The organism is Staphylococcus sp. HMSC061G12 (genome assembly GCF_001838465.1).
In the GTDB taxonomy this organism is placed as follows: domain Bacteria; phylum Bacillota; class Bacilli; order Staphylococcales; family Staphylococcaceae; genus Staphylococcus; species Staphylococcus simulans.
In genome coordinates this window covers 88,949-111,640 of record NZ_KV837152.1, presented here as the reverse complement: position 1 = coordinate 111,640, position 22,692 = coordinate 88,949, and the positions used below count along the sequence as shown (strand labels likewise).

The following is a 22,692-nucleotide window of genomic DNA, read 5'->3' as shown; positions in this document are numbered from 1 at the left end:
TTGCTAGACACCTATGACACAACCAGATGAAAGCGTGTAATACGCAAGAAACGACAAATAAGTAACGAATGAGTAAGTAGGTGGAAGTTTGACCAAGTTATTAAGATGGTGTGTGCTGATGATTGCGGTGATATTGCTTACTATCGGCATTATCTTTTCGAATATTACCTTGTTATTTAGTGCACTCTTATTATTTTTCCTGAACAATCTGATATATGGACTAGAAGCGTTCAACCAGCGGGTCATCTTCTTTATGTTCAATGTAACTTTCTTTGTCTTTTTAATGGGCAGAATGGTTGTCAGCAAACTGTTCCATTATCATGAAAAGGATTTTAAACTGCTGGGAACGTATTTTACAGATCAAGCCACAATATTTAATATTTTAATCTTATTAAGTTTAAGTTTGTTTTGTCTCTTTTTAGGATTTGCGATGTTAGATCGCACGGTTCAACAAGGGTTTAAACAGTTTCAGCCTATTGAGACGACATATAAACAAAATATCCGAATCATCAGTTTAGGTGTCTTTACGATTGCGATTATTTTTAAGCTGATGTATTTGGCAGAAGCGGTTCAAGCTTCACAATCACAAGGGTATTATGCCTATTTTTCTAGTTTTAAATCGAATTTACCAGGTGTGTTTGTGTTGATTAGTCGAATGTTCCCAGTCGCATTCTTTGTATATCTCGCAACATTGCCTGCACAAAAGAAAGCATGGCTGCCGATACTTGCTTATTTATTTGTAGATGGGCTTTCTGTATTAACCGGATCTCGTTCTGACTTTATGTTAGATGTGCTCATCTTGTTTATTTATTTCTGTTATCGCAATATTTTAGCGAAGCAGACAGGTACGCAAGCATGGTTCGGTAAAAAGACAATTATTGCGGGCATTATTTCAGCACCGATTTTATTAGCGTTGATGAATTTTGTCGGTAATAACCGAGGCGGAGAAAAGACTGACGGTGGTTTCTTTGATGCATTGTTATCATTTTTCTTCTCACAAGGTATCAGTGTCAATGTCATTGGTTATACCATCGAGAAAGCGAAAGAAATCCCTGATAAAATCTATTCTATTGGGCCGTTAACAGAGTATGCCGTTTACAATATTTGGGGCAATTTAACTGGAGGGCAAGGCGGATGGTCTGGCCAATCGGTTGAACGTGCTTTAGAAGGGTATCAGTACTCGCATACAATGTCTTATGTCATTATGAAAGACTTGTATCTTAAAGGTGTAGGTTATGGTTCAAGTTTCGTTGCTGAAACTTATCATGATTTTGGTTATGTCGGCATGATGTTCGGCAGTATTGTCATTGGTTTATTAATTGCGTTATTTACGAGAATGTTGACCGCAAAACATATTTTAGTGATTGCGGCAGCTTTAATCATGGCACGAATGATGTTATTTATTCCACGTGCTAGTACAATCGCGTTTATTATTGATACTTTTTCACCAGCGAATATTTTCACAGTGCTTGTGATTTTCGGATTAGAACGTGTGATGCGTTCTTACTTTGAACGCAAGCGCAACCAACATAAACAGGAGTTATGAGTATGAATCAAAGAAGAGCTGGCGCCATCTTATCCTACATATCCATATTTGGTAATATTCTAGTGGCGATTTTATATACACCGTTCTTCATTAGAACGCTCGGCACTTCTGAATATGGGTTGTATAATTTGGTTTTATCCTTTTTAGTTTATTTGAACATTATGGATTTAGCGTTCGGTAACACGATCGCCAAATACTTATCACAAAACAGAGTTAAAGGTTCAAAAGCACAAGAGGCACGTATCTTAGGTAATATCTTAAATATTTACTTTTTATGTTCCTTATTAGTCGGTCTGATGGGCTTGGTTTTGTATTTGAATGCTGAAGCGGTATTCGGCAATGCATTAGCACCTCAACAATTATCCGAACTGAAATTGATGTTGATTTTTATCATTATCAATATCATGATTTCATTTTATCCAGGTATTTTTAACGGTATTTTACAAGCGTATGAATACTTTGTGATTGCGAAGAGTATGTTGCTGATCCGAGTGATTATGCCTTCTATCATTGCGACACCGTTCTTATTGATGGGATTTGGCGCAGTTACGATTATATTGATTACGTTAATTGTCAACTTTGCGTGTCTGTTCTTAGGCATGATTTTGTGTCGGCGCCATGTATCGATACGCTTTGATTGGAAAGGTGCATTATCGTTTAATCATTTAAAACAGCAGAAACAATTGAACGTGTATTTAGGTTTAGTTTTGTTTTCTATTGCGATTGAACAATTAACGTTAAATTCTGGTCAAATGATTTTAGGTGCGATTAACGGAACGGTTGCGGTTGCGATTTATGTCATCGCTGTACAGTTCGTAAAAATCTTCCAACAGTTTGCGACTTCTATTAATAATGTGACCTTCCCAGGATTCTCAATGTTAGTGGTAGAAGGTGCAAGTAATGAACGTTTACTTCAACAGATGGTACGCATCAGTCGTATTCAGTTGATTGTATTATCGTTTATCTTATCCGGTTTTGTGATTTTCGGTGAGAACTTTATTGTGATTTGGGCAGGACAAGATTTCAGACCTGCATATCTTATGACGGTAATTTTAATGTTTACGATTACTTTTCAACTGTCACAGTTGCCGGCAGTCAGCATTATTCAAGCACATAATCGCCAAACGTTTCGTTTTATGGCTTTAGCAATTACCTTAGTATTAGCCATGATCAGTGCGGTCATTTTAGCACCGAAGTATAGTGGTTACGGTGTTTCACTTTCTATCGCAGCGTTCAGCTTTATCGGCTATACACTGATTATGAATGTATACTATCACCGTAAAATCGGTTTGAATATGTATCGTTTCTGGTTTGAGATGAGTAAAATATGGTTGCCGATGATAATCACTACAGTCGTTTACTATTTTATTTATCAATGGATTGCGCAACTCTTAGGTAAAGGGTTAGTCGTGCTAGGTATAAATATTATCGTTTATGTTATTTTGTATTCTGTCGTGTTGTGGACAGTCATTATGAACCAAAGCGAGCGACAAATGGGTATGCAAGTAATACAGCGCTTTAAACGTGCTTAAATATAACTTTGAAAACGTTAAAAAGAATAAATACAAACAAAGACGCTATTCAGTCAGAAAAACCTGAACAGCGTCTTTGTTTACTTTTTCAGTAAAGTGAGACATACATCTATTAAATGCAGGTGATACACACTATAAATCAGGCCAGAAATAAAGACAGCCAATGTTACAGCGAAGAGTGCAGTTTGAATCCATGAGCGCTTCATAATCGTAATAGCTTTAGTTTTAGCATTCCAAATAAAGTTGAAGCGATTGAAATAAATCATGAACAGCACAATTAAGGTATAAAAGATAGATGATATCAATACCATTTGAATTAAGCCGGGTAATATCATGCGATCGGATAATTGTATAAGACTTTGAATTTTAGAGATAAAATCTTGTGGTTTCGTTTCTCCGAATAAATCGAACCACCAATCTGTAAATTTGATTAAGAAACTGCCGAGAAACATAAGTAATAATAATGTACATGCATTCAAAGTAGTCAGCCAAGCACGACGACCTGGCACAGCAGTGAATGTTAAACGATGCATTAAAATAGCGTGAACTACTAATAAAACGATACCTATGCCAGAGGCGAGCACACCATATTCTATTGCGAAAAATGTGTGGTACATATTCGTCTTTAAGGCATTAGGTTTTCCTAGAAATAGTAACAATAAGCCAATGATGAAGCCGTTGATAAAGAGTGTATAAAAAACAAACGTACTCAAACAAACTAAAATACGTCGATTACGACGAATCATTATTAAATCTAATAGGGTAAATAACAGTCCAATTGTTAGATACAAGATGATTTGAATCATGATGATAAATGTTCTCTTTCTTAAAGGTGATAAATCACATTGTGTTAATAATTAATAATTTTACTATTGAAGTCATAAATTGTCAGTAAAAAAATGAAGTGAGTGAAAATATTATTAAATGACGTATGTTTGATGAGGTATAAAATGGTATGTTTTCTAATTATAGATTATGATGACAATCATATAATTAAAGTGTATTATATGCTTAACACAACAAGGAGAACAACATCATGAGGATTATTAAGGAAAAACCATATTGTTTTGTATATGGATTATTAGTGCTTTTTTATTTTGTTTTTGCGGCGATTGTTCCGCTTGCGCAAGATGACTGGGGTTGGTATATACATGGCTACAACCAATGGTTCAATGAACATTTTAAAAATTTAAACGGTCGATATTTCGGTAATATTTTAGAAATTTTAGCAGTGAGAAGCCTATTATTACGCATGGTAGTGTATGCGCTAGTTTCATTCTCCATACTTTGGATAGTATTGAAAATCGCAGATAAAACTAAAAGTACAGCTTATATATTAATCGCGTTTATAATGTTACTGCTGATGCCCGCTTCAATCTTCAAACAAACTTATGCGTGGTATGCAGGGTTTAATAACTATGTCACAAGTGCTTTATGTGCATTAGTAGTTTTATTATTTGTTTTAAAAACACTGCATAATCAAGAAAGAAAAACACAATGGTCACAACGTATTGAATTAGTATGTTTCTATATCGCATGTATTGCCGGACAGTTGTTTATGGAGAACGTCACACTTTATAATATTGCGATTACCGGTTTAGGGTTACTTGTATATTTAGTAATTTATCACAAAATTAATTTGAAATTATTGATAGGATTCTGTTTAACATGGATAGGTGCGATTATTATGTTTACAAATCCTAACTACATGAATATTTTAGCGGGTAATAGTTCATATCAACAAGTCGGTTCTAGTACCTCGATGTATGATAAAGTCATTCAAACGTTATTAAAAATCATTCCGTATTATGGCTACTTCCAATGCGCCATATTTTTAAGTGTTTTAGCTGTGGTTTTACTCATTGTTTTATATCGCAGTCCGAAATTTTTAAGTTTGTCACTAGTGTATAAAGCGATAATAACAGCAGCTTTAGCATTCTTTACTGTTTATAAATACTTTATCTATGAACCTTTTGATTTAGATGCGATGAAACACATTCCATGGATTGCAGGTCTGAATTTCTTAGCGTGTTTGATCTATTTCTGTGCAGTCGCAGCAGGTCTCTATTTTATTGGTTTATCTAAGAAGTCATTATTGACGACATACTTTAGTTTAGCTTCGATTGTGATTGCGACCATGCCTTTATTAGTCGTTGCGCCTGTCGGACCAAGAAATTTCTACTTTATGTATGTGTTATGGTTGATTATTTTATTAATTGTACTTAAACAGTTGCCTTTACCTGAAAGACGTACGAGTCTCATTGCGGGTAGTATCGCACTAGTCGCAGTAATCGTGTTTATGAGTGCTTTTTCATTCATGAGTTATGCGAATACACAACGGATTGCGAAAATAAAAGAAGAAGCAGCACATGCCTCTAAAGATGACGTTATTATTGTAGAAATGTTGCCATTTGATGTGTATACCCAACATTCATCACCATGGTCGGTAAGAACACAGAGAGTATTTAAACAATACTTTGGTATACCTCAAGAAGCACGATTAAAATTCGTACCTTATGGTCAAAAATATTTACAACCGAAAGTACAGAAGAAAAATAAATAAAATCACAAAAAAATCAGAACAACTTCCAATTGTGAAGCTGTTCTGATTTTTTTAGTTTTAAAGTATTTTCCATCGCTATTCTGACTTAACTTTAATGTTGAGTAATTGATTGAACATCTTGTCCAGCGAATCAGGATTATCAATCGCATTTGAATAGTCGGCACAAAGTTTATGTTCATCGTAAGTCCAATCACCGATAGCGGTAATTGCTGATTCAAAGACACGAGCAACTACTTTGATCGGAGGGTTGCCAGGGACTTCGATAATATCTGCATTGTCTATGATGTCTTGACGTATTTTTTGGATGAAGATTGCGGTCACAGTTTCCATAAATTGTTGATCATGACGTTGTTTAATATCAATTTTTTCAATAGGTTTATCAAAGAAAGAACTTAAAGCTTTAAAAGGTGCTTCAATACGCTCTCGAATATCCTTTTCGAAATAATCTTTAGTCAAATTCGTAATTAAGTAAGATAACAAGTCATATTTATCGTAAAAGTGTTTATAGAATGTCGTACGGTGAACCAATGCTTTATCACATATCATATTGACTGTAATGGCAGAGAACAATTTTTCGCTTAATAAGTTGAACAAGGATTCGGATAAAGCACGTTTCGTTTTAATCACACGTAAATCATTGGGATTCATGTTTGGTATATCTCCTTTTGTTGAATATATATGATAACAAATCAATTTCAGTATAGAACTATCAGTATAAATAAACTACTATGTAGATTAAACTGTACTGTATGTTTGGTAGAGAGGCAAATATTTTAACTTGAGTATGAATAAATTTAATTTTTCTGTTTTACTTATTAGTTAAAGTGTAAATATAGAGATGATATAATTTTTTCTAACAAATTTTATGAAATGGGGTTTAGGGTTGATTTATACTGTTACATCAACTTTGCCTCCGAATCATGGAGGAAGAACGAAAGCATTGTTGAAGCGAATTCAATTTATTGACGACACATTAGGTATTAAACAAACTATTTTAACGACCAACTACAATATTGAGTACCCAGAAGTATTAGCTGATTTTAGAGAAAAAGGTATCTTAAACGAAGGTACACAAGTCATCAATCTCTATGATTGGCTTTCTGGCTATAATCTATTTAACATTCCAAAGTCGACTTTTAAGAAAGAAAAGAAATATAAAGCACAACCTGTGGCGCTTTCTGATTACACAACACGTACGAATAAAAAAGGGGACGTCGTACGTTATTATGACAAGACTGATGAAACATATTTACTGTATCGTAAATTTTATGAGGATTCAGAAGTAGTCCATTTTGAAGATGTGATGACGCCTGGAGTTAAACATAAAGTCATCCGTTATGAATACAACACTTATGGTTATCTGCATAAGAAGACTTACTATGCAGCACGTAAAAACATGAAGTTGAGTGAGACGATGTATGATTTAGACGGAAATGTGTATTGTCAAAAATGGTTTGAAGAAAATAAGCAAGGCAAACCAGAAGCGACGTCCATTTTGATATACCGCGAGGGACGTGTGGTAAGAAGTTTTACGCACGATAAAGCATTGTTTGCGTATTTTTATAATGAGATATTTAAAGATGGAGATATTGTGTTTAATGATGCACGTTTATTAGATGAACCATTAATTGACAATCAACATGCGATTAAACCTGTCATTGTCTTCCATAGTTCTCACTTATCCGGTGATAATATTAAAGGTTCATATCGCTTTGCGATAGATCATCACAAGCAAGTTTCGGCGTATATTGTGCTGACAACTCAACAAAAACAAGATATTTTAGCGCAATCAGATATTCCAGAACAAAAAATTCAAGTCATTCCGCATTTCATTGAACCCAGTACGTTACCTGAACAAGAACGTAAAAATCAGTTTGTGTATTTAGGCAGATTTTCAAAAGAGAAACGTATTGATCACATTGTGAAGGCATTTAAGTTATTTAAAGCTAAAGGTTATGAGACGAAACTGAAATTATATGGCGGTGTTTCTGACTCACAAGAAGATGAACTTAAAGATTTAATTTCTAAAGAAGGTCTGTCAGAAGATGTAGACATCGAATCCTTTACTAATCATCCAAAAGAAGTTTTCCGTGAATCACGTGCTTCTATTTTAGCAAGTACACATGAAGGATTCGGATTATCTATGATGGAAAGTATCAATGAAGGTTGTCCGGTTCTTGCGTATGATATTCGTTATGGGCCAAATGAAATCATTGAAGCGGGTGAGAATGGGTATTTAATACCTACAGGTGATATCGAGGCTTTAGCACAGGCGATGGAGCGTATCATCAACCATCCATTGAAGCATGTGCACACACGTCAATCATTAACACCAAAAGCCGCACAACATCATTTCGAACAGTTATTTAAAACGTTAATATAAATAGAGTAATACACCTTTTATTATTTTTCCAAATTAGTAAGACGATGATAAAAAAGTAGATTTAGTATATAATTGTTACGGTTTCTTATTTGGTTTGTTGAGAAATTAGCAGTACAATAAGAAAATGTGGAAAACAGAGATATAAAAAGTAAGGAGATCACAATCATGAATGAATTAACAGTCATTATCACATACTACAACTCAGAAGATTATATTCAAGCTTGTATCGAAAGTTTGAAACAACAACGCAATCAAGATTTTAATGTGATTATAGTCAACGATGGATCAACAGATGGTTCTCAAGCACTTTTAGAAGACACCTTAAAAAACTATGATAAAAAGGTTGAAGTGATTAACTTTGAACAAAACCAAGGGCATGCGCATGCGCGTAACGTCGCAATGTCACATGTAGAAACACCGTATTTTATGTTTTTAGATGCGGATGATGAATTAGCTTCTTATGCGATTCAATTCTATTTAAAAACAGTGAATGGTCTAGATGCCTTAATTGCACCGATTAATAAGTTTACAATCAATCAACCCCAATACATCGATCAGAATAAAATTAGATTGGAATATATGAACGCTGAGACAAACCCTAATTCATTCTTAAGAAAAAATACAGCTTGTAATATTTTATTTAAAACAGCAATCGTACAAGCGCATCAACTTCAATTCGATGAGGCATTGAAAACGTATGTCGACAATTCTTTCGTAGTGGATTATCTGACATATGCAGAACGCTTTGTGCGTATTTTAGGTTTCCCGTTCTATTTCAGAGGAGAGGTTTATGATCCTTTTGAAACAGAACAACTGACACAACAAGCGTTCGACCAATTATTTGAAGATTACGCTGATGCTTATCTGCATACCGTGCAGAAAGTGAAAAATAAAAAAGTCCGTCAATTTATGACGCATAAAATGGCAAGTATGATTCGTAACGGTTTTGACCCTGCGAATAAACAAAATGCTTACCACTATGCACAACATCAAGACACACTTATTCAATTAGCTCAAAAATTGAAATGGCATCTCTTACAAGAAACAGATGGCGGTTCATTGTTTAAAGTAGAAATGTTGGCGTTAATGTTTAATCAACCTGACGCCGCAATTGCGATCAACAAATACAGAGGCATGTTACGTCATGTGAAGAATGTTGTGATGCGTAATAAAAATAAAAACCGTTCTATGTATCAGTTAACAGATGCGCCAGAAAATGTTTCTAACAAAACAATTGTTTTTGAGACATTCGGCGGTAAAAACTATAGTGATAGTCCAAAATACATTTATGAATATATGCAGAAATATTATCCGTACTATAACTATATCTGGGTATTAAAGAACCCGGCTAAAACTTATGTTCCAGGTAATGCGACTAAAGTGAAAAAAGGTTCGAAAGCTTATTATGAAGCTTATTCAAAAGCACATTACTGGGTTACGAACGCTCGCACGCCGCTTTATATCAATAAGAAAGAGAATCAAACGTATATTCAAACATGGCATGGTACGCCGTTGAAACGTTTGGCGAATGATATGAAAGTGGTACGTATGCCAGGGACAACAACGCCCGCATATAAACGTAATTTCAGAGAAGAGACAGAACGTTGGGATTATTTAGTATCACCGAACCGTTATTCTACTGAAATTTTTGAATCGGCCTTTTGGATGGATAGAGACCGTGTCTTAGAAATCGGTTATCCAAGAAATGATGTGCTTGTTAATCGTCAAAATGATACTGAGTATCTTAAAGATATTCGAGAGAAGCTTAATATTCCTAAAGATAAGAAAGTCATTACTTACGCACCGACATGGCGTGATGATGAGTTTATTAAAAAAGGACAATACTTATTCAATCTTAAAATCGACTTAGATAATTTATATAAACAATTAGGTGATGACTATGTCATTTTATTACGTATGCATTATCTGATTGCGAATGCTTTAGATTTATCTGGTTATGAAAACTTTGCGATAGATGTATCTGATTATGATGATGTCTCAGAAATCTTCTTGATTTCAGATGCATTGATTACAGATTATTCATCTGTGATGTTCGACTATGGTATTTTAAAACGTCCACAGTTCTTCTTTGCGTATGATATTGAGAAATACGGTAAAGGTTTACGTGGCTTCTATATGGATTACCATAATGATTTACCAGGACCTATTTTCACAAATGCGCACAAACTTGCTGAAAGCTTAAAAGACTTACCGAAAGTACAAGCAGAATATCAAGATAAGATTGATGCATTCTACAATCGTTTCTGCAGTATTGAAAACGGTAAAGCATCAGAATATATCGGTGAATTGATTCATCAAGGTATTGAAGAAAAAGAATAATACGTTAACACGCAAAAGTAGCCTTTAAAGAGACTGTTTTTGCGTGTTTTTCTTTTAACAGGCTATAGTAAGAGAGAGGTGAACATTATGGGACAAACCAAACAAAAGGTGATTTATACTATCGGTCATTCTGATCATGATAAAGAAACATTTCTTGAAATGTTGAAACAATATCATGTTGAAGTCTTAATGGATATCAGAGCCTTTACGAAGAGCCGTAAACATCCGCAATTTAAAGACAACAATATGAAGTCATGGTTGAAAGAAGCGGGGATTGAGTATCAAACTGACCAATTTCTAGGTGGACGCAGACAACCTAGTGAAACAGTGGGACGTAGTTTGAATAGTGGTTGGCAAAATGAATCTTTCCATAACTATGCGGACTATACTTTAACAGACGACTTCAAAGAAGGGATTAAAAGATTAACAGAAACAGCCCAAAACCAAACGACAGCCTACATGTGTTCAGAACATCATCCAGCACGTTGTCATCGTCTGATTGTCAGTAATTATTTAGCTGCACATGGTTGGGACGTGTATCATATTATGCAGAATAATAAAGGTGACATTATTGCACAACCACATAAGTTAGGACAATGGGGTGCGATGCCAATTATTGAAGATGATGGGGAAGTAGTATATCCGAAAAAAACAGATTAACATATATAAATGAATGGGGTGTTTCTTTTATGAATCAGAACAACATATTGAATCAGCAACAAGTTAGAAGAAAATGAACAGACAGGCCGGGCCTGTCTATTTTTTATGAAAAAAATAAAAAATTGCGGCAATTGTGTGGCAATCTTTTATAAAAAATGAGATCCTGCTTATAAGTAATGAAATATTGATATGAGCGGAGGATACATATGAAAAAGTTAGTCAGAGTCGTAGGTGCAGTGATTGAACATCAAGGTAACATTTTATGTGCACAACGCAGTGAACAAATGAGCTTACCGTTATTATGGGAATTTCCGGGCGGTAAAATTGAACAAGGTGAAACAGATATTGAAGCGTTAAAACGTGAAATTCAAGAAGAAATGAAATGTGATTTAGCAGTGGGTGAGAAAGTTACGACGACTACACATGAATATGATTTTGCGATTATTGAGCTGACAACGTATCGTTGTACTTTACAAGAAACGATGCCGACATTAACTGAACATAGCCAAATTAAATGGTTAGCCCCTAAAGCGTTACACCAATTAGAGTGGGCACCGGCAGATATTCCGGCAGTCGACTTGCTTGTTGAACAAGGGTAATGCCTATGGAACATTTAATTGAAGACTTAACCCAGTCGCTTCATAAAGGCTTTATTGATCGTTCTATTGTGCATCAAGGGCACCATGTGCCGAAATTGTTGCTGAATAATCAAGAAGAAAATGTGCTCGCAACGCTCATCGATGAACTAGAGAAATGTCAGTCCTTTATGATTTCGGTTGCTTTTATTACGCCGAGCGGTCTCCAAAGTCTGAAGTCACATTTATATGATATGGCACAACGTGGTGTTAAAGGTAAAATATTAACTTCCAATTATTTAGGTTTCAACTCCCCAAAAGTGTATGAAGAGCTGATGAAGTTAGACAATGTTGATGTCCGTGTAACAGATGTCTCAGGCTTTCATGCGAAAGGTTATATTTTTGATCATGACGCCTATTCTACGTTAGTTGTGGGGAGTTCGAATTTAACTTCTAATGCTTTGAAAGTTAATTATGAACATAATATTTTATTATCTTCTCATCAAAATGGTGATTTAGTCCATAAAGTGAAAGACCAATTCAATGGGTTATGGGAAGAGAGCACTCCTTTAACAGAAGCTTGGATTGAGGCATATCGTGAGGTTTATCAACCACAAATGACACAACGGTTGTTTGAAGAAAGTCAGAAACAAACGTTGTTGGAAAATAAAATACATGAAGCGGTTAAAATTGAACCGAATTTAATGCAGGTAGAAGCGTTAAAAGGTTTGGCAGAGATGCGTGCACAAGGTGAAAATAAAGCATTGATTATTTCTGCGACAGGGACAGGTAAGACGATTATGTCTGCGTTAGATGTCCGTGCATTTAAACCTAAACGTTTCTTATTTGTTGTGCATAGTGAAACCATCTTAAATGATGCATTGGCAGCTTATCGTAAAGTGTTGGCAGATGAAAATGAAGCGGACTTTGCGAAGTTGACAGGGACTGAGAAGAATTTGGATGCGAAGTATTTATTTGCGACTGTACAAACAATGTCGAAGCCTGACATTTATCAACAGTTTGACCCAGCAGCTTTTGATTATATTGTCTTTGATGAAGCACATCGTTCAGCAGCACAAAGTTATCAAAATATCTTCCATTATTTTCAACCGAAATTTATGTTAGGGATGACCGCAACACCTGAACGAAGTGATGATCTCAGTGTCTTCGCGCAATTTAATCATAATGTCGCTTATGAAATTCGACTTCAAAAGGCATTAGAAAGTGATATTTTATGTCCATTCCATTATTTTGGTGTCTCAGATTATATTCAAGAAGGCCAAGTTGTGGATGATAACACACAAGACTTAAAATTCTTAGCGTCTGATGACCGTGTGAAATATATTTTAGAGAAAACGGATTATTATGGTTATTCTGGTGATGAATTAAAAGGGCTAATCTTTGTCAGTCGTAAAAAAGAAGCGCAAGCTTTAGCACAAAAGTTAAATGACAAAGGCATACCGACACAAGCTTTAACAGGTTCAGATTCACAAAAACAGCGTAACGAAGTGATTCAACAGTTAAAAGACGGCAGGTTAAATTATATTATCACCGTAGATTTGTTTAACGAAGGGATTGATATTCCTGAAATTAATCAAGTGGTGATGTTACGGAGTACACAATCAAGTATTATCTTTGTACAACAATTAGGACGTGGTCTTCGTAAGAGTGCGAATAAAGATTTTGTGACAGTCATTGATTTCATTGGAAACTATAAAAATAACTATATGATTCCGATAGCACTGTCAGGTGACCATTCCCATAATAAAGATAGTTATCGAAAATTCATTTCAGACTATGCACCATTAAAAGGCGTTTCAACAATTAATTTTGAAGAAGTTGCTCAAAAGAGAATTTTTGATTCGATTCAATCTGCGACTTTAAATAAGAAAGCTATGATTTTACAAGCATTCAATGAAGTGAAAGCACGCATTGGTCGCACGCCAAGTTTAATGGATTTCATTCATCAACATTCGATTGATCCAGAAGTGATTCTTTCGAAGTATGGTAATTATGAACAATTTCTAGTGGAGAAAACAGATATTACGACAAGAATCTCTGAAAATGCCTCTAAGAATTTGACGTTCATTTCTCAAGAGTTAGCGAAAGGTTTGAAGAATACCGATTATTTAGCACTAGAGTTGTTGATGAGCCAAGATGAAAGTTTTGAGCGTTTAGTTGAAAAACTTCAACATAGAGATAGTGAAATTGAAGAAGCGGATGTGCGTACCAGTTTGAAGGTATTAGATGAAACTTTCTTCAGCAAGAATATAGATAAAAGATATGGCACACCGATGGTTGAATGGGATAAAGAGACTAATCTTATCGGTCTTACTGAACCGTTTAAAATGAACTTGAAAAATGAAGCCTTTCGTCATCACGTCCATGATTTGATCGAAGTAGCCCAATATAAACATAAGCATGTCTATCAAAATCAAAATGACTTTATCTTGTATGAACGTTATTCGAGAAAAGATTTTGTGAAAGTGATGAACTGGGATAAAGATGAGTCTGCAGTTATTAACGGTTATAAACAAAAACACCATACATTGCCGATTTTCATTACGTATCACAAAAGTGAAGATATCAGCGACAATACAGCGTATGAAGATCAATTCATTAATCAAAATGAGCTGAAATGGTTCACGCGTTCACCAAGAAAGTTAAGTTCTGATGAAGTTCAAAAAGTAATGCGACACCAAGAACTCAATACACCAATGTATCTTTTCGTGAAGAAAGAAGACGGTGAAGGAACAGACTTCTATTATTTAGGTAAAGCACGCTTTATGCCGGGTACTGAAGCACAAACGAAGATGCCGGATGGCAAAGATGTAGTCACAATGCATCTTGCTTTAGATACACCGGTTCGAGATGATATTTATCGTTATTTAGTTGAGAAATAAATTGATTGCCTGACTCGAAAATGAGTCAGGTTTTTTGTGATATATAGGTCAGAATAGAGATGAATCAGTCTTTTTGCCCATAGATTTGCTTGTATGCGCATAGATGCATATAATCTTGATTAAACACATGACAACGATTCACTATTAAGAGGAATGAAGCGGATAATATGGCGGAAAGGATTCTGGTGATTGGCAGCCCTGGCACAGGAAAATCAACATTTGCTAAACAGTTAAGTCAGAAAATGAATATTCCAGTCTTTCATTTAGATAAACTGTTTTGGAAAAATGATCATGAAACAATTAATCAAGAAGAGTTTATAAAACAAATCGAAAAAGTAATTGCTGAAAATGAATCTTGGATTATAGATGGGAATTATAGAGACACTTTACCGTTGCGGTTAGAACAAGCAGAACTTGTCATTTGGTTGAAAGCACCACGTTGGAAATGTATTTTGAATGTGGTTAAACGTTATTTTAGATTATTAAATAATGAGGATACTGGCGGCAATCCGAAGTCACTGCGATTCGAATTTGTAAAATATATTTAGGACTTTCCAAGCAATCATTTTCCTTCTATGATTCAAGCTAAAACAAATAGTTTAAATCGAGCAAAATGGATTGAGTTAAATGGGTTTAAAGAAATTAATCGCTTTATGCAGGAAAGTGAAGTTAAAATAAACCACTCGTCCAAATGATTATTTTGGACAAGTGGTCATAGACAATGAAAATAAACTTTAAGTGTTTACTGATGTATAGCAATACTTGCACGTGTCAGTTTACGTTTATTTTTATAATAAACAAGTGCGATGGTTGAATTGACCATAGCGGACGAAATAATCAAGACATCGTCGTATTGGACGAAGGTGATACTGATGATATAACCAGTAATAATCAACGATACGGATATGATGAATAAACGCAATTTTCGATAGTAATCATGGAAATAGGACATATTCATCCATAATCCGAAGAAGAATAAGAAAATGCTGGCATACATAAAGTGTACTTCAAATAATCGATTGATTTTACCACTGCTGCTGAAGATAATAGCCGCATTCACGCCGCCTAATGCAATATTAATGATAAGGTGTGAATAATTTAATTTAAACCCGATGGTGCGATGACGATGGTTAATATAAAACTCTGTAATTGCCCAATAAGCTAAGAATAATCCAATTAAAATCATGAATTGGAAAATATAAAGATAATCAAATGTCGTAATACTGAAGATACTTGCGATACCTACTAATAATTCTCCAAATACGATGATAGTCAAAAGAGCATAACGTTCTACTAAATGCATCATATTGACAGGAGATTCTTTTAAATATTTACGAAATGGTACTAAACCTATTGCAGCAATCATCAACCCTAAGTTCCCTGGCACAAAGCGATAAGGTGGCGGTGTAAATGAACCAATGATTGAAAAGATTGCAACAAAAGATGTGACAATGACATAAGCAATACATGTCATTCTATCGCCTTTTGATTTTGTATGGCGTATTTGTAATAAATATTGTAGACAAATACTTAAATAAAGTAATGACATATAAGTCATAAAGGGTACAAAGGTTTTATTGAAATCTGGATAGAAACTGTTGGATAAGAAAATCAAAAGAAAAATATTCACAATAGTGAAGCCTACATCTTTTGGTAATAGCTCACCAAAGCGGTTAGTGAAGACTGTTTGATGTGCCCATAATAGCCATAAAAATAGACTCATTAAAATATAAATAATAAAGGTATTTAAGGTTAAAGTGCCGTTACCTGTAAGTTGAAGTAATACATGTGCAATTTTCTGTAAAGCATATACGAAAATCAAGTCATAAAAGAGTTCATGAAAGTTAGCACGTTTATCTTGTAAGTAACGTGGTGTTAAATTAGACGCCATTTGTGTCATCTCCTGTTGTATTTAGTAGGCGACTTGTATTCTCTTTTTTTAAGTCTCTTGTATTTTAGTATGAATGGAATCAAAATAAAAGTGATTACATTTAGTGTTAACATGTAATCATTTAGATGATTAAATCAATATTAAGGCATAAAAAAAGCGAACCTCTTAGTAGAGATTCGCCTCAATAATTGAATGATTATTATGCTTTGTTTACTGATGCGTCGTAGATTGTATCAATCGCATCTTGTAATTTATTGTTAAATTCTTCGTCTGATTGGTTAACGTTCAAGTCAGTGACTAAAGCACGAGAGAAGCTTGCGATTAAGCCATCGTTTTCTTTTAAGATTTTGTTTGCTTCTTCACGGCTGTAACCACCAGATAATGCAACAACACGTACCACTTGAGGGTGTTCGATAAGTTCTTTATAAGTGTTTGCTTTTGTTGGAATTGTTAATTTCAACATAACATTTTGATCTTTATTTAAGTTGTCTAACTCAGCTTTGATTGCTGCTGCTAAGTTTTCTTCGATTGCTTCTTTATCTTCTGCGTGAATGTTAACTTCTGGTTCGATAATTGGTACTAAACCAGCCGCAATGATTTCTTTAGCAACTTCGAATTGTTGTTTAACAACTTTTTCGATACCTTCTTTGTTGTTTTCTAAAATGTTAGAACGCATTTTTGTACCGAAGATATGACGTTCGTTTGCGCGTTTCAATAATTCATCTAAATCTGGAATAGGTTTCATTAATTGAACGCCTTCATTTTGGTCGGCTAATCCTTTGTCGACTTTCAAGAATGGTACGACACCTTTGCTTGCTAGGAAGTCACCAGTGTATTGTCCTTCAATTTCACGATCCATTGTTTGCTCGAATAGGATAGCTCCTAGGATTTTGTCTCCGTTGAAAGCAGGTGAAGTAATGATGCGTGTACGCATTTCGTGTACAAGGTCAAACATTTCATCATCGTTTGAGTATTCATTTTCTTCAATTCCGTAAGCTTTAAGCGCTTTAGGAGTACTACCACCGCTTTGGTCTAATGCTGCGATAAATCCTTTACCATTTTTAATTTTGTCAAATTGTTCTTGGTTCATTTATTGACACTCCTCTTTCCGCATTTTGCTATATCTCTTTCATCTCTAGTATGGTAAAAATGAAGTGATTTCGCAAATAGTTTAACTCATAAATGTAAAATAAATCACAAACGGAATTTTAGATGGATTATTGGCTTGAAACTAGGACATTAAACGTCTTGTTAGTATTCATTTGAAACTAAAATACGTTACAATAGTGTGAAAGGGATTTGTTGAAAGGGTGAAGACGGTGAGCAGAATAGAAACGTTATTTGTAGGCGGTGTGGAAACAGTAGGGCATCCGCACGCCGTTAATAAACTGGATCAGCAGTGGATGACTGCTGCGTATAAGAAAGCCATGCCGATACCTGTTTTTCTGACTAAAAGCGGTTTGGAAGGTGATGATGTGGGAGATAAGAAACATCACGGCGGACCAGAAAAAGCATTATTTGCGTATAGTGTCATTCATTATGATAAATGGGCAGAAGAATATCCAGATGCAGAATTCAAAGCCGGGACAAATGGTGAAAATGTATCTGTGACAGATATGGATGAAACGACGGTATGTATCGGAGATATTTATCGAGTCGGTGAAGCGTTAGTACAAGTCTCACAACCACGCAGACCTTGTTGGAAACCAGGCAGACGGGTGAAATGGATTGACTTCGGACAACGTATTCAAGATACAGGGCGTACAGGTTGGTACTTCAGAGTGCTTGAGGAAGGTCGTATTCAACAAGGCGATGTGTTTGAGTTAGTAGAACGCCCATGTGAAACATGGACAATTGCGAAGATGAATGATGTATTATATCATCATACAGACCATCCGCAACTGATGCGTCAGCTAATGGATAATGACTATACACCGCCGTCTTGGAAAGAAGAGTTAAGTCAATTGCTTGAAGGAGAAGCGGTGGATCATACACCAAGACTCTATGGTCCGAACATTTAAAAAATACTTATTGTAATAAAAATAAAAGACACATGCACCGAAATGGCGACATGTGTCTTTCTTATTCATCTTATCTTATTGTCTGTCAGCCTCATGGCTGCGAAGGGGAGAAAACAGCCATGAGTGATTTATGACAGATTAACCTTTTACTTTTGTGGCAATGATTGGATAGGATTATTTAATCCAGTGTCGTTGCACGTTAACATCTTCAATATCGGTTTATTATTTTTATTATGTGCAACATTTCATATGCCAAGTGTTTGTATGGACATCAAGCATCATTCATTGAGGAGGGTATAACTCAACGTAGATGGATGTGCCTGGTTTAATTTTTAGTTGTAGGTTTATCGATCGCATACAAATGGGCTGTATGTTTGTATGCGAATTTTATCATTTGTATGATGGGTATTCGATTTTTTTTAGTATTGATTAGACCATCCAAGGACGGTTATGCGTATTTTGTTGTTTCGGTTTGTTTGGGAGTTTATCGTGCGAAACAACTTTTGGTTCTTGACCAGATTCAATTCTTCTTTTTAATTTTGAATCAATCTTTGAAGTATTGAATGGGACGAAGACGCGTTTTGCGTCTTGATTGCAGTCAGGGCAAACTGCATAATCATGATTTTCATTCATAGATTGATTTAGCGTAAATTCACCGTGTTTTGTGCATGCATAAGTGTAATTGGGCATTACTCATCAGGCTCCAAATTCGGAATGATATCATCTCTGAAGATTTCACGAGGTATTGCAATTGTACAACAAGCGTTTGGAACATCCACGATACCAGCAACTGTACCTTGGACGGGCGCTGTTCCAAGTAACATATAAGCTTGTTCACCTGTAAAGCCTCGTGTTTTTAAGAATTCAATCGCGTTTAAACAAGCGTTGCGATAAGCGGTATTCGCATTTAAATACTCTTGTTTTCCGCTGAATTCATCTACTGAAATACCTTCGAATACAATATAATCTGTATAGTTCGGCATTACAGGTCCTGGTTTGAAGGCTGGGTTCTTTTTAATTTGATATTTTTCCATGCCATTTTTAATCACGTTGACGCGTAAATCAATCCAACCAGGCATTTCGATACCGCCGCAGAATGTAATTTCACCATCACCTTGTGAGAAATGCAGATCGCCGACAGATAACTTTGCACCGTCGACAAAGACTGGGAAATAAATGCGGGAACCTTTCGATAAGTTTTTGATATCGCAGTTACCGCCGTTTTCTCTAGGAGGAACGGTTCTGGCACCTTCTTTAGCGACGCGGTCGAAATCTTTTCCTTCTAAAGTGCCAAGCACTACAGCATCCGTATCAGGTAAGTTTGCTAATACCGGCTCTCTGTTCGGATCTGTATCTACCAATGCTTGTTCACGTCGGTTCCATTCATCCAACATTTCTTGGGAAGGCGCAACCCCAATCAATCCTGGGTGAATCAATCCGACAAATTCTACACCAGGTACATGACGACTTGTCGCATAAATACCATTGAAATCCCAAATCGATTTTTGGGCATTCGGATAATGGTCAACGAGGAAACTGCCACCGTTTGTCACGTCGAAAATTCCGTTAAAGCCCCATTCGTGTTCTGGGAATGCGCCGATATCTAAGATGTCGACGACGAGTAAGTCGCCAGGCTCAACACCGTTGACATATACGGGACCACTCAGTACATGTACACGGTTCAAGTTGACATACTTGATATCGCTTGGGTCGTCATTGTTTGAGACTTGACCATCGGTCCAGTCTAAACATTCCATCCTAAATGATTCCCCGGGTTCAACTGAAAATGCAGCCGGAATGTCCGGGTGCCATCGGTTGTGTCCGGGATGTGCTTGCTGATCCATTTTCTTATTCAAATCCACACTAAATAATTTCTTAGGCATATGCCTACCCCCTTGCCGAAATAATTTGTGACTGAAGATTCTGACTAGAAATAGTATTCCTCAAAAAGTTACATTTTAAACTCGTTTTCTGAATTTTTGTGAAAAATATTGATTTTTTGTTAAAAAGTTACAATTTGTGAAATAATAGAAAGGATGACTATAAAAAGAAGGTGACGAAATGCGTAAAGGATTACGTTTGGTTTTAGGAGGTCTATTCAGCCTAGCAGGAGTCATGCACTTTGTGCGTTCTGATGCTTTTACTCGCATCGTTCCGAAGTATTTACCCTTACGTAAAACAGCAGTAATTGTAACAGGTATTGTTGAACTAATCATTGGTGGTGTTCTATTCTGGAAACGCCCAAGCCAAGCATTTACACGAGGTATCAATGCTTTTTTAATTTCGGTATTTCCAGCTAATATTTATATGGCACGCAAACAATTACCGTTAGGCGATTATCAACCACCTAAGTGGGCTTTATACAGCCGCTTGCCATTGCAATTTGTCTTAATGGCATTCATTCGCAACCTATAAATAATAATAAAAATAAAGCTTCTCCTTGTTTTGAAAATTAAACAAGAAGAAGCTTTTTTTAGTCTTTAATGATTCAATTAAAGAAGTCGACTGACTGCTTGTGCCACTTGTTTAGGTGACTGTGGATTTTGGCCTGTTACAAGTCGTCCATCTGTTTCAACTTCAGGTGTGAAAGGTAACATGGCTTTTTGATAATCTGCGCCACGACGTTTAATTTCATCTTCTAACATGAATGGAACAAGTTTTTTACGATTTGCGAGCAATTCTTCTGTATTAGAAAAGCCTGTCATTTGTTTTTGGTCAATGAAGTATCTACCATTATTGTCTTTAACGTTTAATAACGCTGCGATACCATGACATACAGCTGCCACAATACCGTTGTGACCATAAACTTCATTAATCGCATTTTGAATGTATTTATTATTAGGGAAATCAAACATTACCCCATGGCCGCCAGTGAAGTAGATAACATCGTATTTTGATGGATCTGCTTCTTTAATCGATTTAGAGTATTTTAATTGTGTCATAAATTTTTCATCATCATAATAACGTTTTGTCACTTTATCTAAAAAGACAGGGTTCAAGCTAACTGGGTCTATTGGCGTTTCGCCGCCTTCAACACTGAAAATGTCGATTTCGTAGTTGCCGTCGTTAAAATAATCATAAAAGTGAACAAGTTCTCCTAACCAAAGTCCTGTTGGTTTTGAAAATTCACCGAAATGATCTGTACTCGTGTTGACTATCATAATTTTTTTCATACTTTAACCTTCTTTCTATGGAAAAACCCGCTTCTTCTTAAATACCCTGTTTAAGCATTAAATACTGTTTTAATTCCTTCATCGTAAGAAGTGATGTGGAATTCTGGGAAACGTTGCTTGAATTTATCTGAATTGAAAATATTATTGTATTTATATCTTGGCAGTAATTCCATCAGTTCTTTGACTTGATCATTGAATAAGCTGCCAATTTTAAAGCCCCACATTGGTAAGACATGGTAGCCGATTTTTTGATGGAGTACTGCTTCTGTTTTTTTGATGAGCTTCTCATAAGTCAGACTGCCGGCTACTGGTAAATGCCATGTTTGGCCATAAGCGTCTGGTGTATTGCCAAGTAACGCTAGCGCACGACTTGCATCTGGTGTCCAAATTAAAGTACGCAACACTGAAGCACTGACAGGAATAATCGCTTTTTTGCCAGCTTTAATACGATTGAATACTAAAGTATTGGTAATACTTTGTGTTTTATCAGGACCATAGAATTCAGGCGCACGACCAATTACCACTTGTAAATTTTGTTCATTCATCGCTTTGAGGACCATTTCAGCCATCTGTGCACGGACCACTGATTTGCGTCCTACAGGTACAAATGGGCTAGATTCTGTTTGTACATTTGCGTTTTTTTCATACATGTATGTGTTATCGAAGAAAGCCAGTTTAGCATTGGTTTCAAGGCAAGCTTTAATAACATTTTCCATCATGACAGGGAAGCGTTGTTCCCACATTTCAGAATTGGCAGGCAAGCCGACTGCGAAATAAACAACATCACTGCCTTCAATCGCATGGTATGCTTCTGCGTAGTTCATTAAATCTGCGGCAACGAGTTCATCACTATCATGAATTTTTTTAGGTTTTCTGCCGACTAAACGAATGTCTTTTGTGTAATTTTTATAAAGTTCTCTTGCAATTTCGTGGCCGATTTGGCCATTACTTCCTAGAACAGTTTGCATGCTTTATCACTCCAAATTTGTGTGTTTATTTTACTTTTTCCTTATGTTCAAGTTCGTAAACATAGTTGGTAAAAAATTAAGCAGTGACTTCTAAAATATCAACTGCTCCTTAAATGATCATCTAAGTAAAATTTATT

The 22,692-nt window shown here is 35.6% G+C and carries 19 protein-coding genes; 11 read left to right on the top strand and 8 right to left on the bottom strand.

What is annotated here, in order from left to right; all coding sequences use genetic code 11:
• Positions 1 to 88: 88 nt before the first annotated feature.
• Positions 89 to 1,546 (top strand): O-antigen polysaccharide polymerase Wzy family protein, encoded by a 1,458-nt coding sequence (locus HMPREF2937_RS10785; RefSeq protein ID WP_002480002.1) that lies wholly within the window; start codon positions 89 to 91, stop codon positions 1,544 to 1,546.
• 2 nt (positions 1,547 to 1,548) lie between these two features.
• Positions 1,549 to 3,078 carry an oligosaccharide flippase family protein gene (locus tag HMPREF2937_RS10780; protein WP_002480001.1) on the top strand — a complete coding sequence of 510 codons (1,530 nt, stop codon included), beginning with the start codon at positions 1,549 to 1,551 and terminating at the stop codon, positions 3,076 to 3,078.
• Between the two features lie 80 nt (positions 3,079 to 3,158).
• Here the strand turns inward: HMPREF2937_RS10780 and HMPREF2937_RS10775 are convergent, their stop codons facing one another.
• The gene (locus tag HMPREF2937_RS10775) at positions 3,159 to 3,884 is read right to left on the bottom strand and encodes a hypothetical protein (protein ID WP_070864569.1); all 726 of its coding nucleotides are present in this window, start codon (positions 3,882 to 3,884) and stop codon (positions 3,159 to 3,161) included.
• A 230-nt stretch (positions 3,885 to 4,114) separates the two neighbouring features.
• Here HMPREF2937_RS10775 and HMPREF2937_RS10770 point away from each other — a divergent pair, with 230 nt between their 5' ends.
• On the top strand, positions 4,115 to 5,641 hold the full coding sequence (locus tag HMPREF2937_RS10770; RefSeq protein WP_070864568.1) for a DUF6056 family protein: 1,527 nt from the start codon (positions 4,115 to 4,117) through the stop codon (positions 5,639 to 5,641).
• A 75-nt stretch (positions 5,642 to 5,716) separates the two neighbouring features.
• On the opposite strand, the gene HMPREF2937_RS10765 is transcribed toward HMPREF2937_RS10770, so the two are convergent.
• Positions 5,717 to 6,289 (bottom strand): TetR/AcrR family transcriptional regulator, encoded by a 573-nt coding sequence (locus tag HMPREF2937_RS10765; protein WP_002479998.1) that lies wholly within the window; start codon positions 6,287 to 6,289, stop codon positions 5,717 to 5,719.
• 235 nt (positions 6,290 to 6,524) lie between these two features.
• Between HMPREF2937_RS10765 and HMPREF2937_RS10760 the strand changes: the two genes are divergently transcribed.
• The 6 genes from HMPREF2937_RS10760 (at position 6,525) to HMPREF2937_RS10735 (ending at position 15,050) form a co-directional block, all read left to right on the top strand.
• Complete coding sequence (locus HMPREF2937_RS10760) at positions 6,525 to 8,024, top strand: glycosyltransferase (protein WP_070864567.1); 1,500 nt, start codon at positions 6,525 to 6,527, stop codon at positions 8,022 to 8,024.
• A gap of 165 nt (positions 8,025 to 8,189) precedes the next feature.
• On the top strand, positions 8,190 to 10,364 hold the full coding sequence (locus HMPREF2937_RS13335) for a bifunctional glycosyltransferase/CDP-glycerol:glycerophosphate glycerophosphotransferase (RefSeq protein ID WP_083326942.1): 2,175 nt from the start codon (positions 8,190 to 8,192) through the stop codon (positions 10,362 to 10,364).
• A gap of 87 nt (positions 10,365 to 10,451) precedes the next feature.
• The gene (locus tag HMPREF2937_RS10750; protein ID WP_070864566.1) at positions 10,452 to 11,024 is read left to right on the top strand and encodes a DUF488 domain-containing protein; all 573 of its coding nucleotides are present in this window, start codon (positions 10,452 to 10,454) and stop codon (positions 11,022 to 11,024) included.
• A gap of 206 nt (positions 11,025 to 11,230) precedes the next feature.
• Positions 11,231 to 11,623 carry a (deoxy)nucleoside triphosphate pyrophosphohydrolase gene (locus tag HMPREF2937_RS10745; protein WP_002479994.1) on the top strand — a complete coding sequence of 131 codons (393 nt, stop codon included), beginning with the start codon at positions 11,231 to 11,233 and terminating at the stop codon, positions 11,621 to 11,623.
• Positions 11,624 to 11,628: 5 nt separating this feature from the next.
• Positions 11,629 to 14,502, top strand: coding sequence for a DEAD/DEAH box helicase (locus tag HMPREF2937_RS10740; protein WP_070864565.1), 2,874 nt, complete (start codon positions 11,629 to 11,631; stop codon positions 14,500 to 14,502).
• A 167-nt stretch (positions 14,503 to 14,669) separates the two neighbouring features.
• Positions 14,670 to 15,050, top strand: a complete 381-nt coding sequence (locus HMPREF2937_RS10735) for an AAA family ATPase (RefSeq protein WP_257245400.1) — start codon at positions 14,670 to 14,672, stop codon at positions 15,048 to 15,050.
• A 194-nt stretch (positions 15,051 to 15,244) separates the two neighbouring features.
• Here the strand turns inward: HMPREF2937_RS10735 and HMPREF2937_RS10730 are convergent, their stop codons facing one another.
• Positions 15,245 to 16,393, bottom strand: coding sequence for a low temperature requirement protein A (locus tag HMPREF2937_RS10730; RefSeq protein WP_070864564.1), 1,149 nt, complete (start codon positions 16,391 to 16,393; stop codon positions 15,245 to 15,247).
• 199 nt (positions 16,394 to 16,592) lie between these two features.
• Positions 16,593 to 17,483: a fructose bisphosphate aldolase gene (locus HMPREF2937_RS10725; protein WP_002479991.1), complete on the bottom strand. Its 891-nt coding sequence runs from the start codon at positions 17,481 to 17,483 to the stop codon at positions 16,593 to 16,595.
• 229 nt (positions 17,484 to 17,712) lie between these two features.
• Between HMPREF2937_RS10725 and HMPREF2937_RS10720 the strand changes: the two genes are divergently transcribed.
• Positions 17,713 to 18,414 carry an MOSC domain-containing protein gene (locus tag HMPREF2937_RS10720; protein WP_023015593.1) on the top strand — a complete coding sequence of 234 codons (702 nt, stop codon included), beginning with the start codon at positions 17,713 to 17,715 and terminating at the stop codon, positions 18,412 to 18,414.
• Between the two features lie 429 nt (positions 18,415 to 18,843).
• Here the strand turns inward: HMPREF2937_RS10720 and HMPREF2937_RS10715 are convergent, their stop codons facing one another.
• The gene (locus HMPREF2937_RS10715) at positions 18,844 to 19,104 is read right to left on the bottom strand and encodes a zinc ribbon domain-containing protein (RefSeq protein ID WP_002479989.1); all 261 of its coding nucleotides are present in this window, start codon (positions 19,102 to 19,104) and stop codon (positions 18,844 to 18,846) included.
• On the bottom strand, positions 19,104 to 20,297 hold the full coding sequence (gene fmdA, locus HMPREF2937_RS10710; RefSeq protein ID WP_002479988.1) for a formamidase: 1,194 nt from the start codon (positions 20,295 to 20,297) through the stop codon (positions 19,104 to 19,106). Before fmdA ends, HMPREF2937_RS10715 begins: the two co-directional genes overlap by 1 nt.
• Before the next feature lie 178 nt (positions 20,298 to 20,475).
• Between fmdA and HMPREF2937_RS10705 the strand changes: the two genes are divergently transcribed.
• Positions 20,476 to 20,829, top strand: coding sequence for a DoxX family protein (locus HMPREF2937_RS10705; RefSeq protein ID WP_070864563.1), 354 nt, complete (start codon positions 20,476 to 20,478; stop codon positions 20,827 to 20,829).
• Positions 20,830 to 20,906: 77 nt separating this feature from the next.
• On the opposite strand, the gene HMPREF2937_RS10700 is transcribed toward HMPREF2937_RS10705, so the two are convergent.
• Both HMPREF2937_RS10700 and HMPREF2937_RS10695 read right to left on the bottom strand, forming a co-directional pair.
• Positions 20,907 to 21,587, bottom strand: a complete 681-nt coding sequence (locus tag HMPREF2937_RS10700; protein ID WP_002479986.1) for a type 1 glutamine amidotransferase domain-containing protein — start codon at positions 21,585 to 21,587, stop codon at positions 20,907 to 20,909.
• 50 nt (positions 21,588 to 21,637) lie between these two features.
• Complete coding sequence (locus tag HMPREF2937_RS10695; protein ID WP_070864562.1) at positions 21,638 to 22,555, bottom strand: NAD-dependent epimerase/dehydratase family protein; 918 nt, start codon at positions 22,553 to 22,555, stop codon at positions 21,638 to 21,640.
• Positions 22,556 to 22,692 lie beyond the last annotated feature (137 nt).